Source organism: Pseudoalteromonas sp. 2CM39R, assembly GCF_023161845.1.
Map to the genome: position 1 here is coordinate 13,601 of NZ_JALNTM010000035.1, position 21,919 is coordinate 35,519.

At 40.5% G+C, this 21,919-nt stretch carries 23 protein-coding genes and 1 pseudogene; 12 read left to right on the forward strand and 12 right to left on the reverse strand.

Translation table 11 applies throughout. From position 1 onward, the window contains the following. Positions 1 to 2: 2 nt before the first annotated feature. The 6 genes from MTF66_RS36100 to MTF66_RS36125 form a co-directional block, all read right to left on the reverse strand. Positions 3 to 377 carry a PH domain-containing protein gene (locus MTF66_RS36100; RefSeq protein ID WP_008111597.1) on the reverse strand — a complete coding sequence of 125 codons (375 nt, stop codon included), beginning with the start codon at positions 375 to 377 and terminating at the stop codon, positions 3 to 5. After that, complete coding sequence (locus MTF66_RS36105) at positions 377 to 1,285, reverse strand: ABC transporter ATP-binding protein (RefSeq protein ID WP_138623458.1); 909 nt, start codon at positions 1,283 to 1,285, stop codon at positions 377 to 379. Before MTF66_RS36105 ends, MTF66_RS36100 begins: the two co-directional genes overlap by 1 nt. Continuing rightward, positions 1,282 to 2,109, reverse strand: a complete 828-nt coding sequence (locus MTF66_RS36110; RefSeq protein ID WP_138609296.1) for an ABC transporter permease — start codon at positions 2,107 to 2,109, stop codon at positions 1,282 to 1,284. The genes MTF66_RS36105 and MTF66_RS36110 overlap by 4 nt, the downstream gene beginning before the upstream one ends. A 143-nt stretch (positions 2,110 to 2,252) precedes the next feature. Further along, on the reverse strand, positions 2,253 to 3,431 hold the full coding sequence (locus MTF66_RS36115; RefSeq protein ID WP_138623456.1) for a cystathionine beta-lyase: 1,179 nt from the start codon (positions 3,429 to 3,431) through the stop codon (positions 2,253 to 2,255). 3 nt (positions 3,432 to 3,434) lie between these two features. Beyond that, entirely contained in the window at positions 3,435 to 4,361 is a 927-nt protein-coding gene (gene nudC / locus MTF66_RS36120) for an NAD(+) diphosphatase (RefSeq protein ID WP_131690793.1), read from the reverse strand. Between the two features lie 185 nt (positions 4,362 to 4,546). Further along, complete coding sequence (locus MTF66_RS36125) at positions 4,547 to 5,041, reverse strand: NYN domain-containing protein (RefSeq protein ID WP_054202185.1); 495 nt, start codon at positions 5,039 to 5,041, stop codon at positions 4,547 to 4,549. Positions 5,042 to 5,180: 139 nt separating this feature from the next. Here MTF66_RS36125 and MTF66_RS36130 point away from each other — a divergent pair, with 139 nt between their 5' ends. Both MTF66_RS36130 and MTF66_RS36135 read left to right on the forward strand, forming a co-directional pair. Continuing rightward, a complete protein-coding gene (locus MTF66_RS36130) occupies positions 5,181 to 5,804 on the forward strand; it encodes a hypothetical protein (RefSeq protein WP_138623452.1) in 624 nt (207 codons plus the stop codon). Next, the gene (locus MTF66_RS36135; protein WP_138623450.1) at positions 5,804 to 6,547 is read left to right on the forward strand and encodes a DUF3307 domain-containing protein; all 744 of its coding nucleotides are present in this window, start codon (positions 5,804 to 5,806) and stop codon (positions 6,545 to 6,547) included. Before MTF66_RS36130 ends, MTF66_RS36135 begins: the two co-directional genes overlap by 1 nt. A 78-nt stretch (positions 6,548 to 6,625) precedes the next feature. Here the strand turns inward: MTF66_RS36135 and MTF66_RS36140 are convergent, their stop codons facing one another. Both MTF66_RS36140 and MTF66_RS36145 read right to left on the reverse strand, forming a co-directional pair. After that, positions 6,626 to 8,023 (reverse strand): DEAD/DEAH box helicase, encoded by a 1,398-nt coding sequence (locus tag MTF66_RS36140; RefSeq protein WP_138623448.1) that lies wholly within the window; start codon positions 8,021 to 8,023, stop codon positions 6,626 to 6,628. A gap of 170 nt (positions 8,024 to 8,193) precedes the next feature. Next, positions 8,194 to 9,033: an isopenicillin N synthase family oxygenase gene (locus MTF66_RS36145; protein WP_138596418.1), complete on the reverse strand. Its 840-nt coding sequence runs from the start codon at positions 9,031 to 9,033 to the stop codon at positions 8,194 to 8,196. 309 nt (positions 9,034 to 9,342) lie between these two features. On the opposite strand from MTF66_RS36145, the pseudogene MTF66_RS36150 reads away from it, so the two are divergent. Continuing rightward, positions 9,343 to 10,534: pseudogene (locus MTF66_RS36150) on the forward strand (alpha/beta fold hydrolase). A 70-nt stretch (positions 10,535 to 10,604) separates the two neighbouring features. Here the strand turns inward: MTF66_RS36150 and MTF66_RS36155 are convergent. Then, complete coding sequence (locus MTF66_RS36155) at positions 10,605 to 11,351, reverse strand: alpha/beta hydrolase (RefSeq protein WP_248530168.1); 747 nt, start codon at positions 11,349 to 11,351, stop codon at positions 10,605 to 10,607. 129 nt (positions 11,352 to 11,480) lie between these two features. Here MTF66_RS36155 and MTF66_RS36160 point away from each other — a divergent pair, with 129 nt between their 5' ends. Continuing rightward, the gene (locus tag MTF66_RS36160; protein ID WP_248530169.1) at positions 11,481 to 11,804 is read left to right on the forward strand and encodes a hypothetical protein; all 324 of its coding nucleotides are present in this window, start codon (positions 11,481 to 11,483) and stop codon (positions 11,802 to 11,804) included. Between the two features lie 39 nt (positions 11,805 to 11,843). Here MTF66_RS36160 and MTF66_RS36165 read toward each other — a convergent pair whose 3' ends face one another. After that, positions 11,844 to 12,443 (reverse strand): pentapeptide repeat-containing protein, encoded by a 600-nt coding sequence (locus MTF66_RS36165; protein ID WP_248530170.1) that lies wholly within the window; start codon positions 12,441 to 12,443, stop codon positions 11,844 to 11,846. A 100-nt stretch (positions 12,444 to 12,543) separates the two neighbouring features. Further along, the gene (aspS, locus tag MTF66_RS36170) at positions 12,544 to 14,322 is read right to left on the reverse strand and encodes an aspartate--tRNA ligase (protein WP_248530171.1); all 1,779 of its coding nucleotides are present in this window, start codon (positions 14,320 to 14,322) and stop codon (positions 12,544 to 12,546) included. Between the two features lie 237 nt (positions 14,323 to 14,559). Here aspS and MTF66_RS36175 point away from each other — a divergent pair, with 237 nt between their 5' ends. The 3 genes from MTF66_RS36175 to MTF66_RS36185 all read left to right on the forward strand — a co-directional run bounded on the left by MTF66_RS36175 (position 14,560) and on the right by MTF66_RS36185 (position 16,582). After that, complete coding sequence (locus tag MTF66_RS36175; RefSeq protein ID WP_248530172.1) at positions 14,560 to 15,408, forward strand: DUF72 domain-containing protein; 849 nt, start codon at positions 14,560 to 14,562, stop codon at positions 15,406 to 15,408. Between the two features lie 27 nt (positions 15,409 to 15,435). Beyond that, the gene (locus MTF66_RS36180; protein WP_248530173.1) at positions 15,436 to 15,933 is read left to right on the forward strand and encodes a M48 family metallopeptidase; all 498 of its coding nucleotides are present in this window, start codon (positions 15,436 to 15,438) and stop codon (positions 15,931 to 15,933) included. A gap of 229 nt (positions 15,934 to 16,162) precedes the next feature. Further along, positions 16,163 to 16,582 carry a hypothetical protein gene (locus tag MTF66_RS36185; RefSeq protein ID WP_171043284.1) on the forward strand — a complete coding sequence of 140 codons (420 nt, stop codon included), beginning with the start codon at positions 16,163 to 16,165 and terminating at the stop codon, positions 16,580 to 16,582. A gap of 124 nt (positions 16,583 to 16,706) precedes the next feature. Here the strand turns inward: MTF66_RS36185 and MTF66_RS36190 are convergent, their stop codons facing one another. Then, positions 16,707 to 17,390 (reverse strand): DUF3334 family protein, encoded by a 684-nt coding sequence (locus tag MTF66_RS36190; RefSeq protein WP_010391441.1) that lies wholly within the window; start codon positions 17,388 to 17,390, stop codon positions 16,707 to 16,709. 116 nt (positions 17,391 to 17,506) lie between these two features. On the opposite strand from MTF66_RS36190, the gene cmoA reads away from it, so the two are divergent. From cmoA to MTF66_RS36215, 5 genes are all read left to right on the forward strand, one after another. Then, entirely contained in the window at positions 17,507 to 18,232 is a 726-nt protein-coding gene (cmoA, locus tag MTF66_RS36195) for a carboxy-S-adenosyl-L-methionine synthase CmoA (protein WP_008111640.1), read from the forward strand. Between the two features lie 15 nt (positions 18,233 to 18,247). After that, positions 18,248 to 19,216, forward strand: coding sequence for a tRNA 5-methoxyuridine(34)/uridine 5-oxyacetic acid(34) synthase CmoB (gene cmoB, locus MTF66_RS36200; protein WP_010391439.1), 969 nt, complete (start codon positions 18,248 to 18,250; stop codon positions 19,214 to 19,216). Between the two features lie 196 nt (positions 19,217 to 19,412). Further along, positions 19,413 to 20,465, forward strand: a complete 1,053-nt coding sequence (purM, locus tag MTF66_RS36205) for a phosphoribosylformylglycinamidine cyclo-ligase (protein WP_055011761.1) — start codon at positions 19,413 to 19,415, stop codon at positions 20,463 to 20,465. Further along, the gene (gene purN, locus MTF66_RS36210) at positions 20,465 to 21,112 is read left to right on the forward strand and encodes a phosphoribosylglycinamide formyltransferase (protein ID WP_054202175.1); all 648 of its coding nucleotides are present in this window, start codon (positions 20,465 to 20,467) and stop codon (positions 21,110 to 21,112) included. Before purM ends, purN begins: the two co-directional genes overlap by 1 nt. Further along, on the forward strand, positions 21,066 to 21,863 hold the full coding sequence (locus MTF66_RS36215; protein ID WP_041709110.1) for a DUF3108 domain-containing protein: 798 nt from the start codon (positions 21,066 to 21,068) through the stop codon (positions 21,861 to 21,863). The genes purN and MTF66_RS36215 overlap by 47 nt, the downstream gene beginning before the upstream one ends. The last annotated feature ends 56 nt before the right edge of the window (positions 21,864 to 21,919 follow it).

Here is a 21,919-nt window from a genome sequence, read left to right on the forward strand (position 1 = left end):
TTCTATAATGAATACTGGCTAATTATCCTATAAACATCATTTATGTTATCACCAGCTTTAAAGTCTTTGCTGATAGGGTTTGGATCAGATCCAACCCAAATTTTCAGTTCTGCATCTAAATCAAAGTGCCCCGCACTTTCTTTGCTGAACTTAGTTATCTTAGAGTAAGCAATACTGATCATTTCCATTTTAGAACCAGTCACACCTTGTTTATCTAATAAAATTAGTCGCTTATTAGTAAAGATAAACATATCACGAACTACTTTATACGCCTTTTCAACTCGCTCACCTTCAATAAGCGTATTAGCCAATACTTTTTCTAAATCGGCATCATCCACTTCACTGGCGTTACCCATTAAACCACTAAATAATCCCATTACAGTTTCTCCTGTTTAAATATTTGATTTTCTAGAGTATGACCATTTACTAACTGCCTATACTGCCAATTATGTTGGTGGCAAAATTGCAATAGCGCGATGTCAAGTGAATCGCTAGTTGGTTGATACTCAATCACATACTCTTTATGTTGGCTCATATAAACACGACTCACACCCTCAATTGCTTGCAGTTGTTGCTCCACATTTTGATACGCTTCACTTAGCATTAAGGTATAAAAGTGCTTATCAGTATTCGCCGCTTTAGTTTGATGCTCGCTTAATATGCCTTTATCTAAATGTAGTACTTGGGAGCAAAGTCGTTCTAGTTCAGTTAAATCATGAGAGCTTAAAATAAACGTCGCTTGAGACGACAGCTCAGACACCAGCTCTCTGACCTCTCTGGCATGAATCGGATCAAGCCCTGCGGTGGCTTCATCTAACATTACAATTTGCGGTGAACCAATTAATGCTTGTGCTATGGTTACACGCTTGCGCATACCGTGAGATAAGTCCCCTGCGCGGTTTTTTGCAACCTCGCTAAGACCCACTAAATCTAATACTCGAAGTGCCTCTATTTGGCTTTGCTTGGTGCCCATACCTTGTAGCTTGGCATAAAAGCTAAGTTGTTTATCTATATTAAAACGCGGATCTAGCTGTGCATCTTGTGGTAACGCACTCACTTTATTAAATAAAGCCGCGCTACCTGGTTTATTGCCGAGTATTTCAAGCTCACCCATGCTAGGTGCGATATAGCCACACAATAAACTAAATAAAGTGGTTTTCCCTGCGCCATTAGGGCCAACTAATGCAACTGGCGCGCCTTTTTGAATCTCAAAATTCACATTATCAAGAGCCAATTTTGAGCCGTATGATTTACTTAAATTACGCCCTGTTATTAATGATTTCATAATGAGCTCCTTGCAAAAATACGTTGAGCAACTGCAAGTAACACCGCTGTTTGCACTAAAGGAATAGCCAAAGCGCTCAATAACGGTAAGTTTTGTCCAGCTAATAACTCTATTTGCACACCGGGGAATAAATAATCAAGCACACTTAATGCGGGTAGTTGCCACTCCAGTAATCCAACAATAATGCCACCGGCTGTAAAATATAAAATAGCTAATACAATTGCCAGACGAGAGGAACTCGCAAAAGTATTAATTAAGCTCATTAAGGCTACAAACGGCGAAAAAGTAACTATGAGTATTAAAAATATTGAAACAGCACGACCAAGGCCACCAGCAAGTAAGCTCGGCTCGCGAAACCCGAGCACCGCCAATGTCGCTATAAGCGTGATGCCAACTAAACAGGTTAGTACCGCTAACTGTCCTAAAAATCGACCAAAGAGTATTTCAAAGCGCGTTGAGCGTAATGATAAAAACCTTAGCGTACCGCGCTCTCTGTCACCGACGGTTTGATCACTACAAATAAATAAGCTAAAAACAGGAAAACTATACAAAGCAATAAGCCAATACATAGCAAATTCGGCTTCAGGCCAATCAAGTAACTTACTTAATCCAATAGAGCCGGAAATATCACGGGCTATTTGTTCAAAATCTGGCGAGCTGATTATGCCTACAGCTTGGCCTATGGGGTAACGTAAAATAACAAGCCACACTAGCGCAAAAGCCGCCAGTGCAATAAGTCCTCGTTTAGTTAAAAACATACGTACCAGCTCAAAACCCGCGATTTGGGTTAAGCGCCCTACGTTAATAGGTGATGGTGTTGCCATTGACTATCCTTAATGACGTTGTTCATACTTTAAAATAAGCGTTATTTAACAACACTAAGTGTAAACACGTTGAATTGCTAGCAAAAAAAAGCCTACTCAGAGGTAGGCTTTGTAACAAATAATGTAATTTAACCAATTAATAATTATAAATGTTGCTCATAAATAACTAATGCTTGCTGTAAGTCGGCAATTAAATCTTCAACATCTTCCAAACCAATATGCAAACGAATAACAGGTCCATGCTCCCACCCTGTTTGCGAGCGCAGCCCTTTCATTGATAAGTTTGCCGTTACTAAGCTCTCGAAGCCCCCCCACGAAAAGCCCATTTTGAAATGTTGTAGGCTATCTAAAAAAGCATCTATGGCGTGTTGATTACCCGCTTTCATTACAAACGAAAATAAACCATTACTACCGTCAAAATCGCGTTTAAAAAATTCATGGCCTGGGCATGTTATAAACGCAGGATGGCGAATATGATCCACCAGCTGATGTTGCTCAAGCCATTTTGCTACTTCTAGCGCGGCTTTTTCATGCTGGTTTAATCGCACGGCCATGGTACGCAAGCCTCGTAGTGCTAAATACGCATCATCGGCACTAGTGCATTGACCTAATAAGTAAGACTGCTCGCGTAACGTAGGCCAATATTTTTTATTAGCTACAGCAACGCCCATCATCACATCAGAATGGCCAACAATATATTTTGTGGCGGCTTGAATACTAATATCAACACCATGTTCAAGCGGACGATAATGCAAGCCATTGCCATAGGTGTTATCAAGCACTGTCATTACATTATGATCGTTTGCCACTTTTACCATGGCGGGAACGTCTTGAACTTCCATGGTAATTGACCCCGGAGACTCTAAAAACAACATTTTGGTATTGTCTTGAATGTACTCTTTTATGTCTGCACCAATCATTGGCGGATAATAGGTCGTACTAATACCCAACCCAGCTAATATCTTGTCGCAAAAATCACGAGTTGGCTCGTAAACAGTGTCCACTATTAAAATATGATCACCGGACTTTAAAAACGATAACAGAGTTTGGCTTATCGCTGCCGCGCCACATGAGTATAACGCACAGCCCTCACCGCCTTCGAGTTCGGTAATAGCCTCTTGCAGAGCAAAATGAGTGGTCGTCCCTCTGCGGCCATAAAACAAGGTTTTGTCGCCACGTGTTTTAGCCGCTTCTTTAAGCTCACTCACAGAATCAAATACAATCGTTGAAGCGCGCTGTATCACTGGATTAACTACGCCATGGGTGTACGCTTTTTTGCGCCCTGATGACACTAATTGGGTATTTTTATTTTTGCTCGACATGATTCATCCTTCTATCTGAGTACGCCAATATTCAATTAAATAACGCGAAATCGAATCAGCTCTAGGTAGCTTTAAATGCTCCCCCTCGTGTTGCCAATCTTTAAATTGCGCAAGTTCTTGGCGAGAAAACCATCGTGCATCTTCAAGTTCATCTTGCTCTGTGCTTATTTCATCACTGCTTGCTGTGGCAATAAAACCAAGCATAATTGATGAAGGAAACGGCCAAGGTTGAGAAGCAATATACTCTGCTTTTTCCACGGTAATGCCCGCTTCCTCTTTTACTTCTCGGATCACGGTTTGTTCAAGGGTTTCACCTGGATCGACAAACCCGGCAAGCGAGGAATACAGACCTTTTGGCCAAGTTGCTTGGCGACCCAATAAGCAGCGTTCAATCCCATCAGAAAATGTTTTAGTTACTACCATAATAACGGCTGGATCGGTACGCGGAAAAGTTTGGTGCATACAGGCTGCGTTGTCGCATAAACGTGAATGCCCCCCTTCAACTAAGTGATTTTTGGTACCACAGCGACCACAAAAACTATGAGTGGCATGCCAGTAACACAACCCACGAGCAAGCGCTGCATTTGAGCCATCTTCAAGTGCTACTTGAGTACCATATTGACGAATATCTGCAAACTTGGCATCACCAACAATCGTTGCTAATAACGACTCTTCGAGTTCAGTTACGTCTAGCGCAAATACGGCATTATCCTGTTTATTTGATCCTAAAAGAATAGCCTGCGTTAAATCTAAATGCGCCACTTGTTGGTAAGCTAAATACACCACCTCAGGGCTACTGTTAGCAAATAAGGTGTGATTGCCTTTAACTAAAAGCCATAAACTGTCTGCTGTTTTTTTTGCGTCTACCCAAGTAGGGTCTTTGCGCGCATTTGAGCCTCTGTCTAATGGCATATTACTGTAGTTAAGCATGTAATTCCTTGATACTAATTGAATCTTAAAATTACCATACTCATCCACTAAACCCAATTTATTATCGCCATAAAAAAAGCCTAAATTAGGCTTAATTAATCTATGCACCCGTTGTATTAAATACTCTCATGATCAACGCAAACATTCTGCTCAAAAATAAATCAAAAATACAATACTTATACTTTTTAAAGTAGTAGCTGTTTGTCAATTAAATGAAATTGCTCGGCACTTTGCTTAAGTACCTCTGCGGTTAATTTATCAGCACCGTATACATCACACGGAACATCATATTGATTTTTTAAATGCCCAAGTAATAATGCAAAGTCACCGTCACCCGAGAGTAAAATAACTTTATCAAGCTGCTTCCCCTGCTCTAGCATATCTATGGTTATACCCACATCCCAATCGCCTTTGGCACTGCCGTCACGGCGTTGAATAAAGGGTTTTAGTTTTACTTCAAAGCCAATAGCGCGCAAAATATTTTGAAACTGATTTTGCTTTTCATCACCTCGGTATATTGCATAAGCGAACGCACATTCTATATCGTATTGTTGCTCCATCATTCGCCAAAAGGCATTGTAATCAAAGTTTTTACCGTAGCTTTCGCGACAGGTGTAATAAATATTTTGTACATCGACAAAAATACCTACACGAGGTTTACTGCTTTGTTGTGAGGTCATTCTTATGTCCCAATGAGTAATACTTGCAATTGCGTGTTAAGTAACCTAAATTAGTTACCAAACCCAACGTAACCAAATACGGTTACATTTAACAATGTAACCAAATTTAGTTACATATAAATAATCTATCTGGATTTTTATGATTGGTGTGATCAGCGGCGATATTATTAAATCGCAAAAAATACCTAAACAACAATACGATGCCATGCTTTACCAGCTAGAGCAAAGTTTACGTGCAAATTGCAATAAAACAACATCTTGGGATATTTACCGTGGGGATGCATTTCAACTGCAACTCGATAAAAGTGAACAGTTAGTTACCACCGCTATTCTTATTTATCTACAGTTAAAATCTGCCGGCTATGAATTGCGCCAAAGCATGGCGTTGGGGCACATAGATAACCCTAGTACGAGTATAAAAACTGCTACAGGCTCTGCGTTTACTCTCTCTGGTCATGAGCTAGATAAAATGACAAACCAGCGTTTTACATTTGCTATTGCAGATCAATCGGTTGATGAGAGCTTTAAGCTAAACCTAGCGTTTGTCGATGTATTACTGTGTAAAATAACCCAAAAACAAGCAAATGCTTTGTATGTATATTTAACCCATACTAATAACAACCATGCAGCTTTAGCTAAAGAGCTCAACACTAGCCGCGAAAACGTTACTAAGCTGCTTAATCTTGCTAACTATCAGCTGATAGAACGATTTATTTCACATGCACAACAACAGCTTAGAAGCATACAGCAAGGACATGACTAATGGAATTTTCACTATTACTCGTTGCACTGATTATTGGCCACTTACTCGCTGATTTTTATTGGCAACCCATGAGTTGGGTAAACGACAGAAACACCCGTCATTTTAAAGCAAAAAAACTTTACTACCATGTATTGGTTCACGGAATTACCAGTGCAGTCGTTGTGGCACTTTGGGAATATAGTTTTGGCTGGCAACAACTAAGCAGCGTATTACTGGCGACCGGCATTATTATGATCAGTCACTACTTTATTGATATTGCGAAATCGTATTCAAATAAAGGCGTAGTGCCTTTTTTATTAGACCAAATTGCACATATCACTGTCATTATTGCGATAAGTATTTGGCTAACTGACGATCAGCAATTTGCTGACAATGTGATGGCGTTATTGTGCAACGATAAAGTGCTGTGGGTTATAGCTGGTTACCTTATTATTTTAAGTCCCAGTGCGGTATTTATAAGAATGATGTTAGAGCGTTTAACTAATCACTTTTCTAGTGATGGTAGCCTCCCCTTAGCAGGACAAAGTATTGGTATGCTTGAAAGAGTACTTATGCTGACATTTATTTTATTAGATCAGTTTGCAGGGCTTGGGTTTTTAATTGCCGCCAAATCCGTGTTTAGATTTGGCGACTTAAGTGCCAGCAAAGATAAACAACTCACTGAATATGTGATGCTAGGAACGTTACTGAGCGTTAGTGTTACTTTATTTGTAGGATTAGCAGTTAATTATTTAATCGGTTAGTAAAGCTTTAAAATAGGCATTAAAAACGCGCTACCAGTAAAAGTAAGCGCGTTTTTTATTAAAACGAACTAAACCTAATTAGTCGTTATTTGCTGGACGACGACGGCGCTGGCCATTCCCACCTACCGATTGACGCTTTGCCCAAGGATTTTGTGCATTCTCGTCTGTTTTTGCTGCAGGCTTTTTAGAGCCACCACGACGAGGGCCTGTACCATTGCCACCATTGTTAGGCTTTTTGCTATTAGGCTTGCTGCTATCTGATTTAGGCTTATTGAATGGTTGTTTTTTCTTTGGCTTTTTAGCCGGTAACGGGCGTGCATCGAGTGCGCGCTCAGCAACAGGGTTAGCCGGTTCAAAACCTTCTTCTTCAGCACGTGGAATTAGCTCGCCAATAAAGCGCTCAATGCCGTATAAATCTACTGCATCGTCAACCGTTACAAACGAAATAGCATGCCCTGATGCTCCCGCACGACCAGTTCGGCCAATACGGTGAACATAATCTTCATATACATTAGGTAAGTCGTAGTTTACAACATGCGGTAATTCAACAATGTCTAAACCACGTGCAACAATATCGGTTGCCACTAATACGCGCACTTCACCACTTTTAAAGCCCTCTAGTGCTTTAACACGCGCGCCCTGAGATTTATTGCCATGGATTGCCGCACCAACAATATCATCGCGTTCAAGTTGCTTAACTAAACGATTAGCACCGTGTTTAGTACGACTAAATACCAGTACTTGTTGCCAATCGTTGCTACGAATTAAATGGCTTAATAGGGCCGTTTTACGTGCTTTGTCTACTGCGTATACGCTTTGCGTGACACTTTTTGCGGTGGTGTTTTTAGCCGCAACAGAAATTTCAACGGGGTCGTTAATTAACCCTTTTGCCAGCGCGCGAATATCATCCGAAAACGTGGCTGAGAACATTAAGTTTTGACGCTTTTCAGGCATTTTTGCAATTAGGCGTTTAATATCATGGATAAAGCCCATGTCTAACATACGGTCAGCTTCATCTAAAACCAGCACTTCAACGCTATCAAATTTAACCGCGTTTTGATTGTGTAAATCAATTAAACGCCCTGGTGTCGCCACTAAAATATCAACCCCTTTGCGCAGGCGCTGCATTTGTGGGTTAATTTTAACACCACCGTAAACAACAAACGAACTCACGTTTGAATGCTTAGCATATTCTTCAACATTTTCACTTACTTGCAACGCAAGCTCACGGGTTGGCGTTAAAATAAGCGCACGAACATGATTACTTTTTGCTTTAGTACCCGACGATAAACGCTCAATAAGCGGCAAAGTAAAACCAGCGGTTTTACCGGTACCGGTTTGCGCTGCGGCCATTACATCGCGACGTGCAATAATTGCTGGAATAGCTTGAGCCTGAATAGGCGTTGGCGTTTCATAGCCCTTTTCTAAAACCGCATTAACTAAAGACTGTGATAAACCTAAACCATCAAAACTCATATAAACTCTCTATTTCAAATTAGGCCAAAGTGGCCAGTTGCGCGCATTATACCTTTAGTGGCTCAGAATGCATGCCATTATTTACTTTGTGCCAAATCAATAAACACAAATACTAAAAAAGCGGCTAAACAGCCGCTTTTTATTTACCTGGCATTACAAATGCTAAAAGATTATTTTACACCTAACTCACGTAAACGCTCTTGTAAGTAGCTATCTGCTGTGTAGCGATCAGATAACACCACATCTGGACGAGGGTGTAAAAATAATGGTAATGAAATACGTGATTTGGTTGTTGCTTTACCCGATGGATTAATTACACGGTGAATCGTTGATGGGAAGTAGCCACCCGATGCTTCTTGTAGCATGTCACCAATATTAATAATTAAACTACCAAAATCACATGGCACGTCTAACCAACCGCCATCGGTTTTTTGTACTTGTAAGCCTGGCTCATTTGACGCCGGTAATACGGTTAATAAGTTAATATCACCGTGCGCAGCAGCACGAATAGCACCAGGCTCTTCATCACCTGTCATTGGCGGGTAATGTAAAATACGTAACAACGTTTGCTCAGATTGGGCAATCATATCTTTTAAATCGATAGAGAACTTAGCACGCACTTCTTCAGGCGCTTCAGCCTGAACCCAGCTTAATAATGTTGCCGCAAATTCATTAGCTAAACGGTAGTACTCACGCACATCAGCTTCTAATTGTGCAGGAACACGGCCTTTAGGGTAAACATGAAAGTACTCTTTAATGTCTTTTACCGTATGGCCTTTAGCTACTTCTGATACCGACGGTGGAAAATAACCATCTTGCGTTTCTTTTGAAAATAAAAACTCATGCTTTTGCTCTGAGTTAAAAAAGTCTTGCCAATTTTCATAAATAGACTCAACTAAAGATTGCGGAATAGGATGGTTTTTTAATACGCCAAAACCAGTATTTCTCAACGATTCAACAAATTGCGCAGCCGCATCGTCCGCTTTATAATCAACTGTAGGTAATTGCATGGTACATTCCAGTAAGTAGGTTGTTAGAAGCCATTTACTAATTCGCTTAAGCCACAGGTCTACACGAAATTAGTATTACATTCAAATATAGCTTAACTACTTAATTCAAGTAATAAAGGCTGCATTTTTATGCTGTGCGAGGATAGACAAACCCCCTTGAAATTATAAGGACATATGTCCGCACTCAGTAAGCAAGCCTTCTCAGCCTTGATCAAGATCAAAATAACGCTTGTATTGAATTTTCACCCCATCGTACCAATCTCTTCCTTATCAGCGTTACACACTATATCAACTTTCTAAGGCCTCTACATGCGACAAAAAGTTTCTTTTAAAAGCGGTGAATTAGAACTCGCTGGACAACTTGAACACCCCTCTGGTGAAGTGAAATTTTATGCCTTATTTGCTCACTGTTTTACCTGCTCTAAAGATGTAGCGGCTGCAACACGAATAAGTCGCGCGCTCACTCAGCAAGGCATTGCTGTATTACGCTTTGATTTTACTGGGCTTGGTAATAGCGATGGTGACTTTGCCAACAGTAACTTTTCATCAAACATTCAAGACTTAGTGGCTGCAGCCAATCACTTAAGAACACACTTTAAAGCACCTCAGTTATTGATAGGCCACAGTTTAGGTGGTGCTGCGGTGCTGAGCACATACCCGAAGTATCGGCCATTACGACTATAGGTGCGCCATCAGATGCCCAGCATGTTACTCATAACTTTGCTGCTCATTTAGATGAAATAAACCAATTGGGTGAAGCAAAAGTGTGTTTAGCCGGGCGAGAATTTACGATTAAAAAACAATTTATAGATGACATCGCTAAATACGATAACAGCCATATAAGTAAGCTTAAGCGTGCTTTGTTAGTTATGCACTCTCCTATTGATGCCACCGTGAATATTAGTGAAGCCGAAAAAATTACGCCGCTGCTAAGCATCCAAAAAGCTTTATAAGTTTAGATAATGCCGATCACTTACTCAGCAATAAAGAAGACGCTAACTACGCAGCTGATGTTATTGCTACGTGGGCTAATCACTATGTTGAATACGATAAAACACCCTATAGTGCAAAATTAACTAACGGCAGTGTATTAGTTGAAGAAAAAGATCATAAATTCACTCAGCACGTGAGTACTAAAAACCATACATGGCTTGCTGATGAGCCTACTGATGTTGGTGGTAAAAACTTAGGCCCAGACCCTTATGATCATTTACTCGCTGGGCTTGGAGCTTGTACTGCAATGACACTTCGCATGTATGCAAGTCGCAAAGAGTTGCCGCTAGAGCACATAAAAGTAGAGCTCAACCATACCCGCAATTACAACCAAGATTGTGATGATTGTGAAAAAACCGGCAATCTAGAGGCCATCACCCGAAAAATCACCCTGATAGGTGATTTAACTGACGCTCAGCGAAATCGATTACTCGAAATAGCCGACAAATGCCCTGTGCATAAAACGCTACATAACAGCCCTTTGGTGGTTAGTGAATTAGTGGGGTAACTAAAACAAAAATAGCGCAGTAAGCCCTGCGCTATATTTAGGATTTTAATTTAAAAACTGACTGTATCGTTTAATTTTCTAAAAACGCCGCTACCTCTTTACTCATTCTATCCACCAGCCATTTAGGCCCGCCATCGTACATATCGTTGTGACGTGATATTTCTATCAACGTTTGCGTAACAGGATAAACGGTTAACTCTTGGTCGGTTAAAAGCACGTTTGCATCGGCTGGATAATCACTACCGCGCAGTGTGAGCACGCGTGTGTTTTTATTGCGTGGCAATAACATGCGGCGGTGATCGAGCGTAATTAATTGGCTTACTTCACTTGGATAAATAGCTGCATACAAGGCTGAAATATCTCCACCATTTGAGTGACCAAATAAAGTGAGTTTTGTAAAATCATACTCAGGGTATTTAACACTTAGCTCGTTGACTAAAAATTTGAGGGTTACAACACCCCGGTGCCAATTTTCCATACGAGTAGTTAGGTATGGCTGCGCACGATTAAGTGCAGGGTCACTTTTAAGTTCATGTGCTACCGCAATGCTTAAATAGCCTTGCGCATTAAATAACTTACTCGCAAAGGTGTATTCATCGTGGCTAATGCCATACCCTGCATTTACAAATACCACTGGGCATTTTAATTGCGCGCTGCACTTAAGGTGGTTAGCTGGTAGGGTAATATTTACAGGTATAGAGCGATTACGACTTTCATCAATGATTGCATCGTCTTGGGCATAACTTGATGATGCAAATAGCGTAGAACTTAAAGTCAGTGCACTTAACATTAAGCGCTTTTTTATAATTTTTAACATGCATTCCCTTGTATTACATATACATTTTTAACTAACATTAATTTTTATTATAAAGGTTAGCGCGCGCCTTTGCTAATTTGTGCGATAATAGCGATTATTGTTTTACTATTATCGCAAAAGAATCCATTCATGAAATCATATAGCAGCATTGAACAACGCATCGACATTCTCCAAAGCAGAATTGAAGCCTACCAAGAAGAAATTAAAGTGTTACAAGCCGAGCCGAAAAGTAACAATGAACGGATTATTTTTAAGTTCATTGAAACCGGCAGTACAGGTAAAACCAAAGATTTTGTGAGAGAGCTGGGAATTAAATCGCCGCGTGATAGCTTATATTCATCTGGTGATGTAACCAAACTGATTAAAGGTGGCGCTGATGATATTTCGCCAGAGCTATTGAGCATAGCCCGTGCACTTGCTAGCGCGCGCAACAAAAATGGCCCTGCTTGCTAATAGCAAATATAATAACGGATTAGCCGTAAGCTCTTGCGGCTAATCAACCAGCTCGATATCAAGTCCAGCTAATAAATTTAACGCTTCAAGCCGTTCAAACTTTGCATTACTCACATCATTGCTTGTTATATCAATATTAAATTGCGTTGCGCTAACAAAGTTTGCTTTTCTCAAATTAGTTTGATGAAACAGGCTGTCTCTAAAGTCAGTATCCGAGAAGTTGCTTTGAGCTAAGTTAGCGTGCCTAAAATCAACATCTTTGGCAAAACAGTTCGTCATTGTTAAGGCTTTTAACTGTAATTCAAAAAACGAACTATGGCTCAGCTCACACTGTTTAAAACTCACCGGTGACGTTAGCGCTAATTGCGGCCAATTTACTTGTCCCCACATTATGCTATTGAGTTTACAATTTGCAAAGCTCACCTCTTCTAGTGAGCTGTAATTCCAATTAAGCTCAGTCAAATTACAGTTAATAAACTCACACTCTATAAACCGACAGGCATTAAACTGGCTGTGACTAAAATCGCAATCAATAAACTGACATTGTTCAAACTCAATATCGCTAAAGCGCTTTGCATTTGCTGTAAAGTTTAAAAATGGCTGATCGAAATAATGACTATCTTTAAATAGCTCACTCATAAATATAAAGCACCTAAATTGGGTTATGCCAAACAAAAAACCCCTTAGGTATTTAGCCTAAGGGGTTTTGATCTAACTAAAGACTATGGTTTAACTAGCTTTATTCTGCGCTTGGTAATTCTTTCTCAACTACACTAATAGCAAGCTCTGTCAGCGAATCGCTGTTTGCTTTGCTAGGCGCATCGGTTAATAAACACGATGCTTGTGTGGTTTTAGGGAAAGCAATAACGTCACGAATGTTATCAGTACCACATAGCAACATAACTAAACGGTCTAAACCGAACGCTAAACCTGCATGCGGTGGTGTGCCGTATTTAAGTGCATCAAGTAAGAAACCAAATTTATCTTGCTGCTCTTGCGCTTCAATACCTAAAATTCTAAATGCCGCTTCTTGCATATCTGCATTGTGAATACGTACCGAGCCACCGCCCACTTCGTAGCCGTTTAATACCATATCGTAAGCATCTGAAATAGCCGCTGCTGGGTTTGCTTCAAGCTCACTGGCACTAATATCTTTTGGTGCAGTAAATGGATGGTGTACAGCGTGTAGTGTGCCTTCGTCATCTTCTTCAAACATTGGGAAGTCAACAACCCAAAGTGGTGCCCAGCTATCTAAATTAGTGATTTCTAAATCAATACCAATTTTTAAACGAAGTGCGCCCATGGCTTCATTTACGGTGTTGCGTTTATCCGCACCAAATAAAATGATATCGCCTGTTTGTGCATTAGTACGTTCAAGTAACTGCGTGATCACGTCTTCATTTAAGAATTTAGCGATTGGCGATTGCACGCCCTCAACGCCTGCATCGCGGTCATTTACTTTCATCCATGCTAAACCTTTAGCACCGTAAATACCGATAAACTTAGTGTAATCATCTAGTTGCTTACGAGAAAGTGATGCGCCACCTGGTACCGTTAGTACTGCAACACGGCCTTTTTCATCGTTTGCTGGGCCTGAGAATACTTTAAATTCTACGTCTTTTACTAAATCGGCTACATCAATAAGCTTCATTGGGTTACGTAAGTCTGGCTTATCAGAACCATATAGGCTCATTACCTCAGAGTAAGGCATAATTGGGAAATCACCTAAATCAACATTTAGTAATGACTGCCACATTTCACGGATCATTTTCTCTGTCATGCCACGTACTTGATCAGAGCTCATGAACGAGGTTTCTAAATCTATTTGAGTAAACTCAGGTTGACGGTCAGCACGTAAGTCTTCATCACGGAAACATTTAACAATTTGGTAGTAACGGTCAAAACCCGACATCATCAACAATTGCTTAAACAACTGTGGTGACTGTGGTAATGCGTAAAAGCTACCTTTATGAACACGACTCGGTACTAAGTAATCGCGAGCACCTTCAGGCGTTGCTTTAGTTAGCACTGGCGTTTCGATATCTAAAAAGCCATTTTCATCTAAAAAGCGACGTACAAAGCTGCTTGCTTTAGCACGTAATTTAATGCGGTCGCTCATTTCTAAACGACGTAAATCTAAGTAACGGTATTTTAATCGACGCTCTTCTGAGTTCACTTGGTTAAAATCAAGTGGCATAGGCTCAGAGCGGTTAATAATAGTTAAACCCGTGCCTAAAATTTCTACTTCGCCGGTTGCCATGTCTTTATTTACTTGGCTGTCTGGGCGAGCGCGTACAATCCCTTTTAACTGAACACAAAATTCTTGACGAAGTTTGTTAGCTGTTTCCATTAATCCTTCAACTTCCGGATCGAATACAACTTGTACTAAACCTTCTCTATCACGTAAATCGACAAAGATAAGTCCGCCAAGGTCACGTCGTTTGTTGATCCAGCCACATAGTTCAACTTCCTGATCTACGTGAGTTTTATTTAGCTGTCCGCAGTATATAGAGCGCATAGTTTTCCTGTCAGATAAAAGGCATATAGCGGTTAAACACCGTTGTTTTAAAAGTTTTTATAAACACCAAAATGAAAATAAAACCGCTAGCAATTCAAAATAATCAAATTAAGCCCTGCATTATACCCAAGTCGGTTGAAGATGCTAGGGCGTGTTTACCTTTCGGGGTTGAATTTACAGCGCACCGTTTTGTTATTTGTTACACTACAAGCACTTTATAACAAGGCTTTTGTTTGTATGCTTTATATTGGATGCCCGCAGTGGTCGAGCAACGCATGGAAAGGAAATTTATTTTCACGCCAGTGTAAAAATGCCGATATGCTTAGCGAATATGCGCAGCATTTTAATTCGGTAGAAGGTAATACTAGCTTTTACGCCGACCCCTCACCTGACACTGTATTACGATGGGCTGCCAGTGTACCTGATGAGTTTAAATTTACCTTTAAATTTCATCGGCGCTTTAGTCACGAACTCCAACTTACTAACGTGCAACATGAGCTAACTAATTGGCTTAATTTATTCGGCCCTCTATTTGAAAAAACAGGGCAAATAATGCTGCAATTACCTAAAGCGTTCGCGCCACAACATTTAGCTAAGCTTGCCGCTTTTATTGAGTTACTTCCTAAAGAGCTAAACTATGGGGTTGAGGTACGCCACCCTGATTTTTTCAAAAAAGGTGAGGCCGAAATCGCACTTAATCAGCTTTTAATGGCACACAATATAAATCGCATTGCTATGGATACTCGGGCGCTCTTTGCGGTAAAGCCAACCACCGAAGCGCTAATAGACGCACAACAGAAAAAGCCGCATTTACCAGTGCACGCTATTGCAACGGGCTCGCAGCCTATGGCGCGCTTTGTTATTGCTGATTTAGAAAACGATTATAAGACCTTTTATCAACCTTGGCTTAGCAAAGTAACCCAGTGGCTCGATGAGGGCAAAAGCCCCTATGTGTTTTTTCATACCGCTGATAACCGCGAAGCGCCGCTGCTGGCTCGCCAGTTTTGCCAAGATTTGGGGTATAATCACAACGTACTCAATCCATTTAGTGGCGAAAAAGAAGCCCACCAGCAAGTACTTTTTTAAAAATAAATTCAAAATACAGAGACAATAATGAGTGAATACGCACGTTACTTTACCGGCTACCCTGCCAATATCGTTGAGCAAGTATTAGGACTAATAAAAGCAGGGAAGGTAAGTGAGTATTTACTTAAAAAGTACCCGCAGGCGCATCGTATTACCAGTGACAAGTTACTGTATAGCTATGCTACTGAGCTTAAAAAGCAGTATTTAAAAAACGCCCCGCCATTTGGCCGCGCTGCGTTTAAAAAACAAGGTGATATGGTTACCAATGCGCTCGGTACCCACACGTACCGTATGCAAGGTAAAACCCGCAAGCACGATTTAGCAATAAACAGCGATTTACTGCGCGCGCCAGAGCCATTATTAAAAGCATTAGTGGTGCACGAACTCGCGCATTTTAAAGAAAAAGACCATAACAAAGGCTTTTATAAATTATGCTGCCATATGGAGCCGCAGTACCATCAGCTAGAGCTGGATTTACGGATTTTTTGTGTGGCTATTGCGATGGGTGAGAATCTTTATGATTAGGTATGTATTTATTTCTACTTTAAACCTATTAGAGTTTATAGGTGACTTAAGCTCTATCAATATTTTACTTTTAAAAAGGAATTAAAATGGTTTTAAGGCAAGTTGGCTACTTTTTAGAATTTATATTAAAGATTCAACCAATACTTTTTTAATTATCAGTACATTCGCTGTTTATCTAAGTTTTAAAATGCTTTCCAATGCAAAAGCATCAAGAGTACATGAAGAAAGAATGAAGTTAGCAGAAGTGAAAATGAATATTAGGGCTTTGTTTGAAAAAGCGATGGATAACCTCACTGATACATATGATCAACATAATATAGTTTGTATGAAATTAGAAACCTCTTTTCCTAAATTCGCTTCTTTAAATGCAGATAAACTTAAAGAAATGCTTGAAGTATCAAAAATACAAAAAAAAGAGATGGAAGAGACTTATAGAAACTATATCGAAAATGTTGAAAGTTCGATTGTTTTAGAGGACTCAATAAAGTTTCTTTTGCAACTTCAAGGTAGCTATTGTGCTTCGCCTAGGCATAATTTATCTACTGAAAAGTATTTTGATGATATGTTAAAGAGAGCTGAACATTTAGAGAAGTTTCATTCTAACAGTAGAACAGACCTTTTTAGAGATAAATGTGACTTTCACAATTAGATATTTGTTTTAAATCAAAAAACGCGATACGAAATCGCGTTTTTATAATTTACTGATAGCTACACACTGACGGCTCAAAAGCTCGTTGGGTTTCGTTTCACTCAACCCAGCCTACGTAAAAACGTTAAAGCCCTAATTCGGCCATAAAGTCGTCGTCGCTATCATCTTGCTTTGGCTGTTTTGCTTTTTCTTTATCCGCTTTTTGCTTGGCTTCGTTTGCGATAATGTCGTCTGGGTCTACAGCTTCTACAATGTCAAAATCGTGAAGTTTAATAAACTCTGTTTTATCCATCGCTAATTCTAAATAGAAGATATTTTGATTGCGAGTCGTAAACGTTACACGGCGAGCTTGCGGGCGATCCATAGTGGTATCAACCGATATTTGCACTTGCTTATTAATAGCCATCATTTTTGGCTGGTTTTGGGTAATAGAGGTATGCAGCTGTTCACGCACTTTTGACGTGAAGTCGCCCACTATTTGGTTCATCAACTCACCCATCACGTTTGAAACGTCATCAGATAAGTGACTATGTGCGATTTCGTCTTCTGGCATGCCCATATTGCGCATGTAATCGCCATAAATTTCCATCGCCGCTTGCGCCGTAAAGTTGGTAACAACTAAGCCGGTAAAGCCCCCGTCAAATAAAACAAAACAACCTATGTCTGGTCGCATACATGTGCGGGTAATTTTTTGCACCATGGCTGAATAGCTGATCTCGTTGCCGCTGGCTGATGAAAGTACACCCGTTACTGAGTGGCATAATGTTGCTAATATATCGTCGGTACTAATAACCTTACTTTTGCTCATTTAATAATCTCTTTTATACTTATTCTTCATAATTCTAGTCAAGCTACTGAATTTATCACTGACTATCCAGCATAAAATGTTAAAATAGCACTATTATTTTCAAAGAGACTGCCTTCGTGAGTATAAAAGACAGTATTTATGCCTCTGAGCAACAAGTAAAAGACTTTAGTTTTGATCAAAACGTGGTTGAAGTATTTCCCGACATGATCCAACGCTCGGTACCCGGTTACGCCACCATAGTAAGTACCATGGGAAAATTAGCTGGTGAGTATGCTCAGCCAAATTCAAATTTGTATGACCTAGGCTGCTCGTTAGGGGCGGTTACCCTAAGTATGCGCCGTAATATTCAAACTGATAGCTGTCATATTATTGCTGTAGATAACTCACAAGCCATGGTGGAGCGTTGTAAGGTCCATTTACAAGGGTTCAGATCTGATGTTCCTGTAACGGTTACATTAGGTGATATTAACGAGCTTGATATTCAAAATGCCTCAGTAGTAGCGATGAATTTTACTCTGCAGTTTATTCCACCTGCGCAGCGCAAAGCGGTACTTGAAAAAATATACGCTAATTTAAAGCCCGGTGGCGTTTTGCTATTAAGTGAAAAAATTAAAGCCGAAAACGAGCAATGTGATAACTTACTGATTGACTTGCACCACGACTTTAAACGTCATAATGGCTACTCTGAGCTAGAAATAAGCCAAAAGCGTACCGCCATTGAAAACGTAATGCGCCCCGATACACTTAGCACACATACACAACGTTTAAGCGACATTGGTTTTAGCCAAACGCAAGTGTGGTATCAATGTTTTAATTTTTGCTCAATGGTAGCAATTAAATAATTTAGAGAGTGACACATGTCTGCATGGTTTAACCAATTTTACGCTGCTATTGCACAAAGCCCACTTAGCCACTGGCTAGAAACCTTGCCTGCGCAATTAAAGCATTGGCAACAAGAGGCCAGCCATGGCGATTTGCCTCAATGGCAAAAAGTACTAAAAAACTTACCTGAGGTATCAACAAACCAAGTTGATATTGTCAGCAAAGTAGCAATAGGCGCGCCTGGCGAAATGACTGAAGGCGAAAAAAAGCAAACCACGCATTTATTAAAACGCATGATGCCTTGGCGAAAAGGTCCATTTAATGTGCACGGTATCGATATTAATACAGAATGGCGCAGTGACTGGAAATGGGATCGACTCCTACCGCATATTGAGCCATTAAAAGGCCGTACTGTATTAGATATTGGTTGTGGCTCGGGATATCACTTATGGCGTATGCGCGGTGAAGGTGCACAGTTTGTGGTGGGTATTGACCCATCTGACTTATTTTTGTGCCAGTTTCAGGCAATTAAACACTTCAACCCTGATGAAAACGTGCATTTATTACCATTAGGTGTAGAAGCCCTGCCAGAGCTTAAAGCATTTGATACGGTATTTTCGATGGGAGTACTTTATCACCGTCGCTCACCTATCGACTTTTTAGCGCAATTAAAGGCACAGCTTCGCCCTGGTGGTGAGCTAGTACTTGAAACTTTAGTTATTGAAGGCGATGAAAACACCGTTTTAGTACCGACCGACCGCTACGCAAAAATGCGTAATGTATGGTTTATTCCAAGCACTGCGGCATTAAAATTGTGGATGGAACGTGTTGGCTTTAAAGATGTGCAAATTAAAGATTGTGCTATTACAACGCTCGACGAGCAGCGTAAAACTGACTGGATGGAAAACGAATCTTTAGTTGACTTTTTAGACCCTACTGACACCAGTAAAACCATTGAAGGCTACCCTGCTCCACTTAGAGCGATACTTACAGCAAAAGCCTAATTTGTAGTATTAATTTTTATTTTCATGTTAAAAAGCGCCATTGGGCGCTTTTTTTGTTTACTAATGCAACAATTAGCGGACAAGTGTCCTTGTCTTTAAAATCAAATATAGATTTCAACTAGCCGCGCTCCTGCAATTGTTGTAAAATACGCGCGTTTCTAAGTAAGCATCAAAACAACTATTTTGAGGAAAACCTGTGAGCGAACAAAAACAGTCTCTAAGCTATAAAGACGCGGGCGTAGATATCGACGCTGGTAATGCACTTGTTGAGCGTATTAAAGGCGTAGTTAAAAAAACTCGTCGTCCTGAAGTGATGGGCGGAATTGGTGGTTTTGGCGCACTTTGCGAAATTCCTGAAGGTTATAAGCAACCTGTACTTGTAGCAGGCACTGACGGTGTTGGCACTAAGTTACGTTTAGCAATTGACCTTAAAAAGCACGATACCGTAGGTATCGACTTAGTTGCGATGTGTGTAAATGATTTAATAGTACAAGGCGCTGAACCCCTGTTTTTTCTAGATTACTATGCAACGGGTAAACTAGATGTAGACACAGCAGCCGACGTAGTAACCGGTATTGGTAAAGGTTGTGAAATTTCAGGTTGTGCCCTAATTGGTGGCGAAACAGCTGAAATGCCAGGTATGTATGATGGTGAAGACTACGACATGGCAGGCTTTTGTACCGGTGTGGTAGAAAAATCAAAAATTATTGATGGCACTAAAGTAGCCGCAGGCGATCAGCTAATTGCGCTTGCTTCTAGTGGTCCACACTCAAACGGTTTCTCACTAATTCGTAAAGTATTAGAAGTCTCTAACGCTGATACTAACCAAGTGATTGATGGCAAAACCTTAGGTGAGCACCTTTTAGAACCAACACGCATTTACGTTAAGCCATTACTTGAGTTGTTTAAGCAAGTAGATGTGCATGCGCTTTCGCATATTACTGGTGGCGGTTTTTGGGAAAATATCCCTCGTGTATTACCTGAATCTGCTAAAGCGGTTGTTAAAGGTGATAGCTGGCAGTGGCCTACTGTATTTAGTTGGTTGCAAGAAAATGGCAATATTACCACTCACGAAATGTACCGCACATTCAACTGTGGCGTAGGTATGGTGTTAGTTGTACCTGCAGATCAACTTGATAACAGCATAAACATTTTAAAAGATCTTGGCGAAAACGCATGGCACCTTGGTGAAATTCAAGATGCGGTTGCGGGCGAAGAGCAAGTTGAAATTGTAGGTGGTGCTGCGTAATGGCACCCACTCGTCTAGTAGTTTTAATCTCAGGCAGTGGCTCAAATTTACAAGCCATTATTGATGCCTGTGAAAGCGGCGAGATAAACGCTCATATTGCGGCTGTTATTAGTAATAAAGCAGACGCATATGGGTTAGAGCGTGCAAAAAGTGTAGGCATTGCTACGCAAGTACTGAGTCATAAAGAGTTTGACTCACGCGAAGCTTACGATGCCCAGTTAATGCATATAATTGACTCTTTTGAACCAAATCTAGTTGTATTAGCTGGGTTTATGCGTATTCTAACTCCTAGCTTAGTGCAAAAATATGTTGGAAAAATGTTGAACATTCATCCATCTTTGTTGCCTAAGTACCAGGGGCTGAATACCCACCAAAGAGCAATTGATGCAAAAGACGACGTTCACGGCGTTAGTGTTCACTTTGTAACTGAAGAATTAGATGGCGGACCCGTTATTCTTCAAGCTAAAGTGCCTGTATTAGCAAACGATACAGCAGACACGCTCGCTAAACGTGTGCATGCGCAAGAGCACATAATTTATCCTTTGGTGGTCAAGTGGTTCAGTGAACAACGACTTACGATGGAAGCAGATTATGCAGTTCTTGACGAAAAACAACTTCCTGCACACGGCGCGCACTACCCAAAATAAAAAATTAAGTGCTTGGCTACTATGTGCGGGCACTTTATTACTTCCTACCAGCCTGATTGCAGGCGAGTTAACCCAGTACCAAGCTAGTTATGATATTTTGCGCAAAGGCACTAATCATGGCAAAGCCGAGCGTGAACTAAAAAAACTCGATAATAATAACTACCAAGTCACTTACCACAGCGATATTGAATGGATGATTTTCTCTGACTCACGTCAAGAGTCATCAACCTTTAGCTTTATGAATGATAAAGTAGAGCCTATTGATTACACGATGATCCGCACAGGCACTGGGCCTGACAAAAAGTATGAAATTAACTTTGACCGTCTAACCAAAACTGTTACCAGTAACACCAGCGATTACCCGTTAAAATGCCAATGGCATGATAACTTCCAAGATGGTATTTCTTATCAAGTACAAGTTCGTGAAGGTCTTAAAAAAGGCAAAACCAACTTCTCGTTTCCGTTGGTTGATAAAAAAGGTAATTGCCGTGACTACGACTTTGAAGTGGTAGAAACCGAAATGATTTCTCTGCCTATAGGTAATGTAGAAGCAGTGAAAGTTAAACGCTTATACGATAACGATAAACGCCAAGCTTTAGCCTGGTTTGCCCCAGAAATGGATTACATGCTAGTGCGCATGTGGAAGGGTGAAAAAGGTGTGGAGCAGTTTGAAGTGCAAATGAAATCGTTTACCGTGATCAACCCACCTGCTTTACCTGCAGAAGTGAAAAACGAACTATCACCAGAGTAAATTGCTTACAAGGTGAAAGGCCCAAGTGTGACGACCATAACTTGGGCTTTTCATTT